Annotated in this window: 13 protein-coding genes; 1 reads left to right on the forward strand and 12 read right to left on the reverse strand. The window is 68.9% G+C overall.

Annotated features, from left to right (window positions below):
• Positions 1-2: 2 nt before the first annotated feature.
• Genes A5787_RS13290 through A5787_RS13300 form a run of 3 tightly spaced genes read right to left on the reverse strand, consistent with a single transcriptional unit; the run spans position 3 to position 1,413 of the window.
• Complete coding sequence (locus A5787_RS13290; protein ID WP_066967240.1) at positions 3-626, reverse strand: maleylpyruvate isomerase family mycothiol-dependent enzyme; 624 nt, start codon at positions 624-626, stop codon at positions 3-5.
• A complete protein-coding gene (locus tag A5787_RS13295; protein WP_066967243.1) occupies positions 623-1,105 on the reverse strand; it encodes an SRPBCC family protein in 483 nt (160 codons plus the stop codon). Before A5787_RS13295 ends, A5787_RS13290 begins: the two co-directional genes overlap by 4 nt.
• Complete coding sequence (locus A5787_RS13300; protein ID WP_369829114.1) at positions 1,102-1,413, reverse strand: ArsR/SmtB family transcription factor; 312 nt, start codon at positions 1,411-1,413, stop codon at positions 1,102-1,104. Before A5787_RS13300 ends, A5787_RS13295 begins: the two co-directional genes overlap by 4 nt.
• A gap of 135 nt (positions 1,414-1,548) precedes the next feature.
• On the opposite strand from A5787_RS13300, the gene A5787_RS13305 reads away from it, so the two are divergent.
• Positions 1,549-1,848 (forward strand): hypothetical protein, encoded by a 300-nt coding sequence (locus tag A5787_RS13305; protein WP_066967249.1) that lies wholly within the window; start codon positions 1,549-1,551, stop codon positions 1,846-1,848.
• Between the two features lie 2 nt (positions 1,849-1,850).
• Here the strand turns inward: A5787_RS13305 and A5787_RS13310 are convergent, their stop codons facing one another.
• From A5787_RS13310 to A5787_RS13350, 9 genes are all read right to left on the reverse strand, one after another.
• The gene (locus A5787_RS13310; protein ID WP_156763923.1) at positions 1,851-5,087 is read right to left on the reverse strand and encodes an arabinosyltransferase domain-containing protein; all 3,237 of its coding nucleotides are present in this window, start codon (positions 5,085-5,087) and stop codon (positions 1,851-1,853) included.
• 3 nt (positions 5,088-5,090) lie between these two features.
• Positions 5,091-6,953, reverse strand: a complete 1,863-nt coding sequence (locus A5787_RS13315; RefSeq protein ID WP_066967255.1) for a galactan 5-O-arabinofuranosyltransferase — start codon at positions 6,951-6,953, stop codon at positions 5,091-5,093.
• 2 nt (positions 6,954-6,955) lie between these two features.
• Positions 6,956-7,738, reverse strand: a complete 783-nt coding sequence (locus tag A5787_RS13320) for a decaprenylphospho-beta-D-erythro-pentofuranosid-2-ulose 2-reductase (protein WP_066967258.1) — start codon at positions 7,736-7,738, stop codon at positions 6,956-6,958.
• Positions 7,739-9,103 carry an FAD-binding oxidoreductase gene (locus A5787_RS13325; RefSeq protein WP_066967263.1) on the reverse strand — a complete coding sequence of 455 codons (1,365 nt, stop codon included), beginning with the start codon at positions 9,101-9,103 and terminating at the stop codon, positions 7,739-7,741.
• A gap of 31 nt (positions 9,104-9,134) precedes the next feature.
• Positions 9,135-9,500: a GtrA family protein gene (locus A5787_RS13330; RefSeq protein ID WP_156763924.1), complete on the reverse strand. Its 366-nt coding sequence runs from the start codon at positions 9,498-9,500 to the stop codon at positions 9,135-9,137.
• A 102-nt stretch (positions 9,501-9,602) separates the two neighbouring features.
• Positions 9,603-10,085, reverse strand: a complete 483-nt coding sequence (locus A5787_RS13335) for a GreA/GreB family elongation factor (protein ID WP_066967268.1) — start codon at positions 10,083-10,085, stop codon at positions 9,603-9,605.
• Positions 10,086-10,254: 169 nt separating this feature from the next.
• Entirely contained in the window at positions 10,255-10,794 is a 540-nt protein-coding gene (locus tag A5787_RS13340) for a 6-carboxytetrahydropterin synthase (protein WP_082977202.1), read from the reverse strand.
• A gap of 54 nt (positions 10,795-10,848) precedes the next feature.
• Positions 10,849-12,270 (reverse strand): HNH endonuclease signature motif containing protein, encoded by a 1,422-nt coding sequence (locus A5787_RS13345; protein ID WP_066967271.1) that lies wholly within the window; start codon positions 12,268-12,270, stop codon positions 10,849-10,851.
• A 32-nt stretch (positions 12,271-12,302) separates the two neighbouring features.
• Positions 12,303-12,632, reverse strand: coding sequence for a hypothetical protein (locus A5787_RS13350; protein WP_066967273.1), 330 nt, complete (start codon positions 12,630-12,632; stop codon positions 12,303-12,305).
• Positions 12,633-12,648 lie beyond the last annotated feature (16 nt).

A 12,648-nucleotide genomic window follows, 5' to 3' on the forward strand; every position in this document is an offset into this window, starting at 1 on the left:
GGCTATTTCGAAATCCGCTGGGCCAGCGTGGGCAGCCCCGGCCCGTCGAGGTCCGCCAGCGCCACCGGCCGGCCCGACATCGCCATCAGCAGCGCCTCGCCCGGGCCGGTGACCTCGGGCCCCCGGCCGTGCGTCCAGTCGATGTCGTTGGCGCGCAGGCGAAGTCCCCTGATCCGGCGCCCGGCGCCGAGCCTCGGGTTGCCCGGCACCAGGCCCAGCACCCGCAGCAGCCGGTCCTCGGGGACGGCGCGCGGCCGGCCGAGCGAACGCCGGATGTCCTGGTGGTGGATGGTGCCGTCGACGAGCGCGATCATGCCGCCGAAGCCCGCGGTCAGCCCCTTCGGCGTGAGGTGGTCCCGCAGAAAATCCAGCAGCTGTTGCGGGCTCAGCGCGGCGAACTCGTCGACTCCCACCTGGTTGGCCCGCACCACCCAGCCCTTTGCGAACCGCCTCAGCAGCCCCGCGGCGCCCAGTTCCTCGTAGCTGATCACATGCGCCACAACGTCTTTGATGGTCCACTTCTCGCACAGGGTGGGTGTCGCCCAGTCCTGCGGGCTCAGCGTGGCCAGGAAGTCGGCGAGGTCAGTCCGCTCGGCGCGCGCCATCGTCATCAGGGTCGCGGTCATGGGCGCGCCTCGGCGCTGAGCAGGCGCGCGTAGCGGTCGAGATACAGCGGCCAGCCGGCGTCCCCGTCGACGCCGTCGGCGACCGACTCCCAGCCCGGGCCGTGCCGGTCCAGATGGCGGTGTTCGAGCTCGACGCGGGTGCGGTCGGCGGACTCGGCGGTGAAGCGCACGTCGACCTCGCTTGCCTTGGCCGGATCCGCTTCCACCTGCCAGGTCGGGCCGATGTCCCACGTGAACATCACGCGGTGGGGCGGCTCATAGACCAACACGCGCGCCCACCGGCATTCGCTGCCGTCGACGCCTCGGTCGTAGATGTGCCCGCCCACCCGCGGCTCGAACACGGTCTCGGCGATGGGGACGGCGAGCAGGTTGTGCTCGCGCGGCTTGAAGTCGCCGAAGCGCTCGGTGAAGACGGCGAACGCGCGCTCGATCGGGGCGTTGACGACGACGTGGTGGGTGACGTTCGGTGTTCGCGTCATGACGGTTCTCCCTCCATCTCCTCGACGGTTTTCGCATAGGCGGCCAGCGCCTGGGCCCAGAAGCGGTCGAGCTCGGCACGCAACGCCTCGAGGCCGGTCGGGTCGAGCTGATAGACGCGCCGCGTGCCGGCGGCGCGGTCGCTGACCAGGCGGGCGGACTTGAGGACCTTGAGGTGCTGCGAGACCGCTGGCCTGCTGACGGGCAGGTCGCGGGCCAGCTCACCGACCGCCGCCGGGCCCTGCGCCAGACGCTCCACGATCGAGCGCCGCGTCCCGTCGGCCAGCGCCTGCCATGCGTCACCGACCATTTGGTAAGTGGCCACGAACCGTAAGTCTAGGCTTACGAATGGGTCGGATCAAGGGGCGAGGCGCCGCAAGAATTTCGCAACCGGCCCGCGCGACACTTTCGCTGTCTTCAGCCGCCGAGGCAGAGGAGGAAGAGGATGACCGTCCCTCGCAGCCTGAGGCGAATCGCCGCCGGGGCCCTCATATCGGTCAGTTTCGCGGTTGCCGCCTTGGGGTTGGCGGCGGGCACCGCCCAGGCCAAGCCCCGGGGCCCGTATCAATGGTGCCCGGGGCAACACCTCCCGGAGACCGACGTGGTGTGGGATATGACCGTCTGCCACACCTGGTACTGGGTCGACTACGGATTCCAGGCCAATCGCGGTCACTTTGTGTACGAGGGCGATACCCCGCCGCCGGACCTGGGCTGCATCCCCGGGCTGTGTTTACCCGGCCTTTGACGCTAGGTGCGGCGCAGCGGGCCCGGGTTCCACAGGCCGCTGCGGGTCGCGATCCCCAGCTGCAGCTCGGCGGGCTGGGCGTTGGGGTAGTACGGCGTCAACCGTTGCAGCGAGCCCCAATCGCGGGACCAGTCGTCCTTCAGGTACGTGGCGATCGTGGTCGCCTTCGCCAGTAACTCGGTGACCCCCAACGGGCCGCCACCGTTGTTGTCCATCACCGGCGAGTTCGCCTCGGCGCCGAATCGGTCCGGCAGGATGCGCCACTTCGGTGTCTCGTCGACCCCGTTTTGATGGCCGAACGGTCGCTGGCAGGGGAAGGCCAGGCCGACGAGCCAGTCCAGGAACACCGGGTCCCGGGACCCCACCACGTCCTGCAGCGTGCGCAGCTGCGGAATCCGCGGGGGCGTCAGCGCGATCCAGTGTTGCGGCGCCAGGTCTTCGTCGTCGGCGACCAAGCGGATTTGGGTGGCGTTGCCGGGGATGGCGGACAGCGCCAGTCGCAGGTTGCGCCAGGCGGGGGACGCCCCGACGTCGGCCAGTTGGAACGACCCGCCGGGGTGTCCGGTGGCCGCCTGGTCGTCGGTGGCCCACTGCACCTGGACCTCGCGGGGGTCGAAGCGGCCGGCCGCGCTGACCACCAGCAGCGGTCCCGCCTTGTCGCGGGCCGGCAGTCGGTACCAGCCCGACCGCAGGTGGGCGGGCAACTGGATGCCCGAGCGCCAGCTGCCGAGCACCGGCGTGCGCGCCGGGTCGAGGCTGTAGGGCAGCTGGGCCGCCGAGCCGTTGATTCCCGGCGCCGGGGTGGTGCCGCCCTCGGTGCCGGCCTCGGCGCCGGTGATCAGCTTGTCGTCGCCGACGAAGCTGCGGTCACCGGGACGTTCCATCACCGGGTCGGCGCGGACATCGGCGGGAATGCCGTTGGGGGTGAACGCTTCCGACAGGCCCGCGCCCAGGGCGTCGGCGACCGTGGCGCTCACGGGTGCCAGCATCCCGGCGTTGGGGTCCTGCTCCACCAGCACGTCTTCGGCCAGACCGCAGGACTTTCCGGTCAGCGCCTCGAGGTTGGAGCGGCCCACCGTCCACGCGGGGTACTGGTCGGCCATCGCCAGGGTCAGCGACGCCACCTCGAAAACCACCAGTATCCACGTCGCAATTGCCAACGGGGACTGGACAATTCCGGCGACTCGCGCGCCCAGCCGGGTTTTGGGCGCGCCGTTGTCGGGATCCACGAAGTGGAACCACGCCGCCAGCAGCAGCACCAGCAGGGTCAGCCCGAGCAGCACGGTGGCGAAGGCGTAATGCCAGGCCGGGAACGAATTCGACCAGGGCACACCGAAATTGGAGACGTACCACCAGCCGTTGACGCTGGCGAACGACAACGCCACCAAGAACAGCACCACGGCGGCGAACACGGTGCGGTTGCGCCGGGACCGCATCGCCAAGGCCGTCACCGCGACCGCGGCGAGCGCGCCCAGTGGCCCCGCGAGGCCGGCGAACACCCCGAAGTGGTGGGTCCATTTGGTCGGCGTGAACATCATCGCGACGAACGAGATGATGGTGATGCCGACGATGCGCCGGCTCGGCCCGGCGGCGGTGCCCGGAATCTTGCCCTTGCGCAACGACATTGCGACGGTTATCCCGAGCGCGAGCACCAGCGCCAGCACCGCGAAGCGGCGGGCGACTGACCCGTCGGGGCTGGCCATGAACAGGCGCTCGTAGCGGAGGTGCTCGTCGAACCAGCTCAGGCTGGGCCCGACGGCGCGCTTGAGAGCGGTGGCCTGGATCTCGCCGGCCAGCGTCTGGTCGCGGAAGATCAGGATCGCGGTGACCGTGACGGCGGCCAGCAGGGGCGCCACCAGTGGTAGCGCGCCGAACAGTTTGGATCTGCGGTGCAGGATCGTCCGCAGCGGGCCGATCGCGACCAGCAGAGCGCCGATCGAGGCGATGCCCGTCGGCCCGGAGAACAGGGTCAGCGCGCCGATGATGCAGGCGATGGCCACGGGCAGCAGCCGGCTGGTGGCCACCGCGCGTTCGACCGAGCACCAGGTCAGCAGGATGCCCAGGGCGATGATCGGCTCGGGGCGCAGGCCGTTGTCGAGCGGCAGCCAGACCGCGAGGAACATGCCCGCCGCCGTCCACGCCGCGGCCCGGTTTCGCTTGACGGCGTCGCCCAGCCGGGGCATCACTTCGCGGCTGATCACCCACCAGCACGTCAGGGCCATCGCCAGGGTGGGCAGGCGCATCCAGATGCTGGTGGTGCTGACGTGGGCCCACACCGCCAGCAGGTCGTAGTACCACCCGAACGGGGCCTCGGGGGTGCCGAACCAGCGGTAGTAGTTGGCCATGTAGCCGGCGTGCTCGGAGACCCGGGCCATGGTCAGGATGTAGCCGTCGTCGGAGGTGTTGGCACCGACGAAATGCCACCATGTCAGCACGGCGATGACGAGGGCGTCCAGACCGCCGACGGACCACCAGCGGGCGGGCAGGAAACGGCGGTGCCGGGTCCCGTCTGCGGTGTCGAGCACGTGCAGGGCGACCAGGGCGAGGGCGGTCAGCACCACCCCGAGGATCATTGCCGCCATCTTCAGCGTGGTGGGGCTACTGCTGTAGCGGGTGTCGACGGTCGCCGAAAAGCTCAGGCCCGGCGGCGCCGGCCCGCTCAGGTCGGTGAAGACGCCGACGATCTGCGGCCGGAAGTCGTAGCCGCTCTTCTCCCCGCGCAGCGGCGCGCCGGGATGTTCGGCGTTGGGCCCCTGCGTCAGGCCGACGAATTCGGCGGTGATCTTCTCGGCGTGGGCGGTGAAGGTCAGCCGCTGGCAGGCCGGGCTGAGCACCTCGCTCAACGGGGCGGTGACCACCGCGACGTTGCGCACCACGAGCACCAGGTAGTCGTTGGCGCGCTGGATGAGCAGGCCGCGGTCGACGGCCTTGGGGGCCTGCTTGGGCACCGTGGACAGCAGCACCGTCTTGCCGGTGTTCTGCGGTCCCGCCAGCCCGGCGGCGGCCTGACACGGCACGGTGACGTTCAGATCGGTGGCGACGTAGCCGATCAGCGGGGCGTCGACGCTGTTGAACGTGCCGTTCTGCGGCCAGTTGAGTTGGGCGGTGGTCTGGTTGACCGGCAGCAGCGGCGTGAGGATCGCCAGCAGGGCGCCGAGCAGGCCGGCGACGGTAGCAACCACCCGAGCGATCCGGTGGTTACCTTCCGCGTCGTCCACGGGGGTAGATGGTAGTTCCAGCCGCTACGCCGTCGGCTTGCGGATGGCCAGCACGAACGGGCCGACGCTGTCGACGGCGAAGCGGGGATCGGCGAACAGCGCCGTCGGCAGATCGACGGTGTACCGCCGAACGTTGGGCTGGTTGGGGTACACGTCCTGCGCCAGCCGCAATGTGTAGTTGCTGTTCGCCCCGCGGCGCATGAGGAAAACCGTCGGCGGGGGCCACGGCGAGGTGTCCAGCGCGTGGATGAACTCGTCGGCGGTCTTGAGCTTGGACCACTTCTCGATCTGGGCGGCGCGCAGGTCGAACTGTGCCAGCGGGTTGGCGTAGTGCGACGTCAGCCCCTGGAACCCCCAGTAGGGGTAGTAAGACAGGAAGCTGTAATCGGCCGTCATCACGACGATCTGGTCGCGCGGCTTGCCGGTCACCTTGAGGATCGCGGCGTCGATGACCGGGTAGAACTTCTCGGAACTCGGGGGTCGCCGGTCGCCGCGTTGGCCGTGGCCGTCGGTGTCCGTGTAGGCGATGGCCAGATCGGGGCGCAGCACGTCGGGGATGTCCTGGCTGAACGCGATCGCCCCGGCCAGCCCGATCGCGGCGGCAACCGGCAGCACCGCGCGGCTCCGCGCGGCCAGTGCCTGGGTGAGCTCCACGAAGCCGAACACCCCGGCGGCGACCAGCAGCACGCTCAACGTCGGCTGCAGCCGGAACGACAGCAGCGTGGTGCGCGCCAGCGTGGTCAGCATCGACAACAGCGACCACAGGTACACGGCGAGCACGCCGATGGCCAGGGCGCCCGCGCGCGCTGAGGTGCCCGCCCGCACCACCAGCCACAGCGTGCCCAGCATGCAGATCGCCCCCAGCAGCGAGAACTGCAGCATCGGGAAGGTCAGTTCGGCGCCGTCGGCCGGCAGGTAGTGAAAGGCGCTGCCGCTGTTGCTGACCGGGCTGCGGGCCGCGCGCAACACGAACGGCAGCCAGGTGGTGCTCGCGATGGCCGCGGCGATGGCGGCGATGAGGGCCAACCGGCGCAGGGGGTCGAGCGCGGCCCTGAAGCCGCCCCGCCGCCAGCGCGTACCGGCCAGCAGCAGCGCCATCAGCGTCACCGCGAACGCGCTGAAGGCCAGCAGCAGTGAGTACCAGGTGGCCGCCCAGCCGAGGAAAAGACCGGCGCCGATCACCGCGGCCCAACCGCCGCGGGCGCCGGCGCGTAGGCCCGACCACGTCAGCACCAGCGCCGGCGGCAACAACACCGTGATCATCGCGGCGTAGGGCTCCGGCGAGCCGTAGGCCAGCGTCACCGCGGCGGTCGCGGTGGTGACGATCAGCGCGTATTCGAAGCGGATCATCCGCCACCACAGCACCAGCGCGACGGCGACCGCGATGGTGATCGACGTGATCGCCCACGGCTTGTACATCTCCCACGCCGGGACGCCGGTCAGCGCCGCGACGCGACCGCCGATCCAGAACCAGCCCGGCGGGTAGAAGGTCGGCAGCCCGAGGTAGGTCATGTCGTGCAGGGCGGGGCTGTCGGCGAGACGGGTCAGGTATTCGGTGCGGAACTGCTGGTCGACGGAGATGCCGAACAGATATAGCTTCGTGGCGCCCAGCGGCATGCCCAGCGTCACGACGGTGAACGCGGACAGGAACACCAGCCCGCCCAGGCGGGCCAGGACGCGACGTCCCCGGCGCCACAGCCAGCCGACCGCGACGAGGCCGGCCAGGCAGCCGACCTGCCCGACGGTGGTCAGCGCGTGCAGCTGGTTCGACGACGGAAACGCCGGCCACTGCACGCCGGCGATCGCGATCAGCGACGGCACCGCCACGACCAGGGCGACCGCCACCCCCGCGGCCATCTGGCCCAGCGTGGCCAGTGCGCTGCGCATGCTCAGATTGGTAGCTTGCGGAAAATGGGCCGCGGGATGTGTCGCAACACCATCATCACGTAACGGAATGCTGCTGGCGCCCAAACCAATTCCTTACCTTGTGCCGCCGCGGTCACCGCGAGGTTGGCGACGTACTCCTTGTCGACGGTGAGCGGCGCCTCCTTGGCGCCGGTCGCCTGCCAGTGCGCGATCGTCGTTGACGTGCGAACCTGGCCGGGCCTGATCACCAGGACGCGAACTCCATACTCGCGCAACGCCTCGGCCAATCCGAGGTAGAAGCCGTCCAGGCCGGCCTTGGTGGAGCCGTACACGAAGTTGGACCGCCGCACCCGCTCGCCGGCCGCGCTGCTCATTGCGATGATCTGGCCGAAGCCCTGGGCGCGCATCTTCTGGCCCAGCAACACGCCCACGGAAACGGCTGCGGTGTAATTGATCTCGGCGGCCAGCACGGCCTTGTGCTGGTCCTGCCACAGCTCCTCGGCGTCCCCGAGTATGCCGAACGCCACGATTGCGACGTCGACATCGCCTCCGGCGAAGGCCTGGTCGATGACCGCCGGATGGGTGTCGCTCTCGGTGCCGTCGAAGTCGATCCACTCGACCGACTTGGCGCCGGCAGCCGTCATCGCGGCGACGGCGCCGGCCTTTCGTGGATGGTCGGGTAAGTCCGCCAACACGATTCGTGCGTGCGCGTTCTGCAGGTAGCGCTCGCAGATGGCCAGACCTATCTCAGAGGTACCCCCGAGCAACAGGATGGTCTGCGGATTTCCCACGGCGTCAAGCACCATCTAGAGCAGCTCCAAGCGTCGGGCCATGTCGGAGGCGAACACCCGAAGGGGATCGACCTTGCGGCGCACGGCGATCCACTCGTCGATGCGCGGATACATGGCGTGGAAGGTTTCGGCGGTGGTGCGCGAATCCTTTGCGGTGTAGACCCGGCCGCCGAATTCCAGCACACGGCGGTCGAGTTCGTTGAGGAACTCGTTGAGGCCCGGCTTGATGGGGAAGTCGACGCACACGTTCCAGCCCGGAATGGGAAAGCTCAGCGGGGCCTGATTGCCCGAGCCGAACAGCTTGAACACATTGAGAAACGAGTAGTGCCCGGACTTTTGGATGTCGCGGATGATGCCCTTGAATTCCTCGACGGCGGTGGTGGGCACGACGAACTGGTACTGGCCGAAACCGGCCGGGCCATAGGCCCGGTTCCATTCGCCCAACATGTCGAGCGGGTGGTAGAACTGCGTCAGGTTCTGGATCTTGCCGCGGTAGCTCCCGGACTTGCGGTACCACAGTTCGCCGATCGGTCCGAACGTGTACTTGTTGGCCAGCCCGTTTGGGAAAACGTCCGGAATCGTAAGCAGTTGCGGCGCATCGAACTTCAGCGGATTCCGCTGAAGCTTCTTAGGAAGCTGATCCAGCCTGGCCAGCGAGCCACGCGAAATCGCCGCGCGGCCCAGTTTCGGCGGCGCGCTGATCGCGTCGAACCACGCGCTGGAATAGGTGTAGTTCGCCTCGCTGCCGTCGCTGTGAAACGCGACGGTTTCGTCGAGGCCGGCGGTGACGTCGCCGTCGGCGATGAAATAGGCGGTCTCCGTCGGCGTCATCTCGACGGTGGCCCGCAGGATGATCCCGGTGAGGCCGTTGCCGCCGACCGTGGCCCAGAACAGCTCGGAGTCCGCGCCGGTGGGAGTGAGGTGGCGGACCTGGCCGTCGGCGGTCAGCAGTTCCATCGACCGCACGTGGTTCCCGAAGCTGCCCGCGCTGTGATGGTTCTTGCCGTGGATGTCGCAGGCGATCGCGCCGCCGATGGTGACCTGGCGGGTGCCGGGCAGCACGGGCACCCACAGGCCGAACGGCAACGCGGCCTTCATCAGCTGGTCGAGGTTGACCCCGGCATCGAGGTCGGCCAGCTTGGTGTCGGCGCTGATCGAGTGAATGGTGTTCAGCTCGGTCATGTCGATCACCAGACCGCCGCCGTTTTGCGCGTTGTCGCCGTAGGAACGGCCCAGCCCGCGCGCGATCACGCCGCGCCCGCCCGCGTCGGCCGTGTTGGCCACGGCTTTGGCGATCTGCTCCGGGTCCGGCGTGGAAAGCACCGTCGCCGCCGACGGCGCGGTACGCCCCCAGCCCGCGAGCCGTTTGGTGGTGAACATCGTCAAAGAGGGTACCGCTTGGCCAGGTCGGTCAGCGGATGCGGAAGATAACGGCTCGCTGCACGAAGAAGTTGATCACCGTCGCGGTGCCCTGTGCGATCACGAACGCGACGGGGATGGCCCAGGCCCGGTAGTGCAGAAGCGCGAGGCTGAGGTGGTTGAGGCCGACCTGCACCGAGAAGGTGATGGCGTAGAGGATCATGACCGCGACGAAGCGCGCGGTGCTTGGCGCCGCCTGAAAGGTCCATCGACGGTTGATCAGGTAGGCGGTGATGGTGCCGACGATGAAACTGGTTGCCTTGGACAGGTCGACCTGCAGGCCCACCACCTTGTAGAGCACCAGGTAGAGGCTGAAGTCGACGGTCCCAGCCAGACCGCCGGCGACGACGAAACGCATCACCTGTGTCCTCAGACCCAGGTGTGGACGCGCGGAAGCGGCGCCAGGTTCTGGGGGGATCATTGCGGCGAGTCTATCGGGGCCGGCGCCGACGACGGTGAGTTAGCGGGGCAACTTCACCGAGATGAGCTCGACCTGGTTTTCGCCCTGCGGCGTCGTGTAGGTCACCGTGTCGCCCGCCTTGTGCCCGGCGAGGGCCTGCCCCAAGGGGCTGCGGACGGTCAGGGTCTCGGCCTCGCGGCCGATGGGGGTCTCTTCGACGATGGAGATCACGTGCATGGTGACGACCTCCCCGTCGGGGAATCGCAGCGTCACCTCGGTCCCGCCGGGCAGCGCTTCCGAGTCGTCCGACGGCGTCGGCCCGCTGCGCAGGCGCCGGTCCAGCTCGTTGATCCGCTCGGCGAGGACGACAAGCTCGTCCGCGCGTTGTATCGCCTCGGCCGCGTCGCCATGGTCACCGACCATGCCGCGGTCGTTTTTGACCTCGACCTCGAGGCGATCGCGCCGCTGCTTGAGCCGGTCCAGCTCCGCGGCGAGGGTTTCCCGTGCCACGTCCACCGCCGACTTGGCTTTTTTGCTGCTCACGCGAGCCGATCCCCTCTGCCATCGCTTGCTGACCTGTAGCGCTACAGTGTTGCACCACCACCAGGCAGCCGCCACCTTACGCGCGCGCAAACTCGTTGTTTGACACATACCCAGTAGGGCGCGAATCTACCCACGGTTTGCTGGCGGGCTCTCGAATCGGGTTCGCCCGCTACGCCCAGCCTGCGGCCGTCACCGGACCCGCGGTGAGGGTGACCACGTTGTTGCGGCTTTCGCGCGCCTCGATCCGAGACACCCACACCCGGCCGCCGGTCGCCAGCGCCACGATGCGTTCGGCGGTCTCGAAGGCCCAGGCCGCCGAGCCCTCCATGCCGGTGTTCTCCATGATCCGCAGGTCGATGACGCCACGCTCGGCGAGCAGTTCGAACAGGTCGCGCTGCGGGTCGTCCTCCGCGATCAGCGTGGTGTGGTCGAACTGGTAGCGCAGTGCGGAGCGCACCTCACCGACGGCGCCGCCGTCCACCACCAGGCCGGTGCCGAGTTCGGTTTCGGCGCAGGCGAACTCGACCTCGAACGCGCGCTCGTAGCCGTGCAGAAAGAACCGCTTCCCCGGATTGGCCCACGAGCGATGGCAGCACGGAAGTTCCTCGAAGAGCTTGCGCATGTGGAAACGCGCGGTGCGGCCGCTCGGGGGGTCGGCGCGGTGCATGGTCGCGACGTACACGTCATCGTCGAAAGCAATGTGACTCATGGGTGCAGCGTCGGGTCGGCGCCTTAATGGATCCTTGAAAGATCCTTGGCACCGCTAGAAGGGTGGTGGCTCGTAGCTGGCGGCGATACGCTCGGCGCGTCGAGCCGCCTCCGCGGCGATGCGCACTTCGTTCCTGCCGCGCTCCCACCTGATCCGTGCCGCTTGCTCCTGGGCGCGGGTTTGCCGACGGGCCGGCATCATGAGCCCGCGGCCTTCAGGAGGCGGGTGCGGGTCAGCCGGGAGCACCAGCGCTCCGGTCGGGACGGCTAACGCTGGAAAGAGCAGGCTCCCACCGGATTTGGTGACATACTCATGCCCCGTCGGCGAGGTCCACACCACAGTGCCGTCGGGCTCCTGCCGGTCCCGCCACTGGACATAGAAGGTCTTGAGCAGATGGTGGTAGCGGCAGAGCAGTTTCAGATTGGACGGGTGGGTGGGGCCCAGCGGAAACGGCACCGTGTGGTCGATGTCGCAGACTTCGGCCGGCTCGTCGCAACCGGGGAAGCGGCAGGTCAAATCCCGGAATCGGACAAACTCGGCCAACGCCGCCGACGGCCGGTACCCCGACTCCGCCTTGGCCGGCGGGAGCCACAGCGGCTTGACCTTGGCGAGCCCGGCCACCTCGCGCACCAGCTCGGCCGGCAGCGGCCCGAAACCGGACAGGTACCCGGGAGCCTGCGACTTGCCGTCGACCGCGGCCTGCTCGGCGAGCACGTGAACGACGACATTCGTGGTCGCAGGACGCGGCACCGCGGCGCAATCCGGCCCGCCACACTGGCAGCCCAGCGCCTCGGCACCGAAGGCCAGCGCCCCCAGGGCATCAGCGAGACGTTGGGCTTTGGTGCGCGGATCGTCGCGGCAGACCGTGGCCGCCAGCGCGTCGAGCCTGTGCTCGAGCGCAGCCCCGTCGGTGGCGTGGAGCTGGGCCCACACCCCGGCCAACCCCGCATCGGTGGACGCGATCTGGACGTAGCGGTTCTCGTTGCGCGGACCGGGCACTCGCACGCCGGCGGGGTCAAAGCGCGCCACCCACATGTCGATGCGCTCGGCGGCCTTGGGTCCGGACAGGCGCATCCACTTCGGGGCGTGGCGGGCCACCGCGGCGTCGACCTTGGCGATCAACTCCGCATCGTCGACCACCTCGGTGCGCGTCACCAGGGCCGCTACCAGCCGGAAATCGATATCGCCGCGCGCAAACACCTCCGCCACCCGGGGCAGCCGCTCACGCAGGGCGATCGCATGCCGCAGCCGCCCGTGGGCGCGACCACGGCTGATCCGCAGCGCCGCGGCGACCTCGGCCACCACGTTCTCGTGTCCGTCGACGGCCCAGCTGAACCGTTCGGCGTCGTCGTCGGGCGCCCGTCGCGCGTACAACTCACCGATGGCCGCCAACTCCCGGGCACACGCCACGTTCTGCGCGCGCCCCGCGTCGGAGATCGCCTCCACCACCCCGGCGTCGGCCATAGTATCGAACATATGTTCGAGTATATGCGCGGCCACCGACGGGGTTAGGGACCCGGATCCCCCTCGATGATCTCCGGGGCGACTTGCCGGTTTGCTCCGCCGTTACTCACCCAGGGCTGGGATTGCGGGCTCATGATCCCGATCATGAAGTGGTGGCAAGCGCCCATGTCCCAATCCGGCGTCCCACCGCTGGGCTGCGGGAAAGGCATTCCGGGACACCAGACATAGCTGCAGGCGTGGTAGTTGCAGATCGCTATCGGATAGGTGAATGCGTTGGCCGTCCCCGCGGTGAATCCGAGGGCCGCGAGGGCGGTGGCACCCGACAGCAGCGTGCCGGCGAGTGCCCGCTTGATGAGGTGAGCTTTGGTGTTCATGCCCCGATTCCTATCT

The sequence above is a fragment of the Mycobacterium sp. 852002-50816_SCH5313054-b genome (genome assembly GCF_001667185.1).
Lineage (GTDB): Bacteria > Actinomycetota > Actinomycetes > Mycobacteriales > Mycobacteriaceae > Mycobacterium.

What these genes read in the sequence shown, in the direction of transcription:
- A5787_RS13330 (WP_156763924.1), bottom strand. Translation starts at nt 9,500, where the DNA reads ATGCGTTTCGTCGTCGCCGGCGGTCTGGCTGGGACCGTCGACTTCAGC.
- A5787_RS13340 (WP_082977202.1), bottom strand. Translation starts at nt 10,794, where the DNA reads ATGAGTCACATTGCTTTCGACGATGACGTGTACGTCGCGACCATGCAC.
- A5787_RS13295 (WP_066967243.1), bottom strand. Translation starts at nt 1,105, where the DNA reads ATGACGCGAACACCGAACGTCACCCACCACGTCGTCGTCAACGCCCCG.
- A5787_RS13290 (WP_066967240.1), bottom strand. Translation starts at nt 626, where the DNA reads ATGACCGCGACCCTGATGACGATGGCGCGCGCCGAGCGGACTGACCTC.
- A5787_RS13345 (WP_066967271.1), bottom strand. Translation starts at nt 12,270, where the DNA reads ATGTTCGATACTATGGCCGACGCCGGGGTGGTGGAGGCGATCTCCGAC.
- A5787_RS13300 (WP_369829114.1), bottom strand. Translation starts at nt 1,413, where the DNA reads ATGGTCGGTGACGCATGGCAGGCGCTGGCCGACGGGACGCGGCGCTCG.
- A5787_RS13320 (WP_066967258.1), bottom strand. Translation starts at nt 7,738, where the DNA reads ATGGTGCTTGACGCCGTGGGAAATCCGCAGACCATCCTGTTGCTCGGG.
- A5787_RS13325 (WP_066967263.1), bottom strand. Translation starts at nt 9,103, where the DNA reads ATGTTCACCACCAAACGGCTCGCGGGCTGGGGGCGTACCGCGCCGTCG.
- A5787_RS13305 (WP_066967249.1), top strand. Translation starts at nt 1,549, where the DNA reads ATGACCGTCCCTCGCAGCCTGAGGCGAATCGCCGCCGGGGCCCTCATA.
- A5787_RS13315 (WP_066967255.1), bottom strand. Translation starts at nt 6,953, where the DNA reads ATGCGCAGCGCACTGGCCACGCTGGGCCAGATGGCCGCGGGGGTGGCG.
- A5787_RS13350 (WP_066967273.1), bottom strand. Translation starts at nt 12,632, where the DNA reads ATGAACACCAAAGCTCACCTCATCAAGCGGGCACTCGCCGGCACGCTG.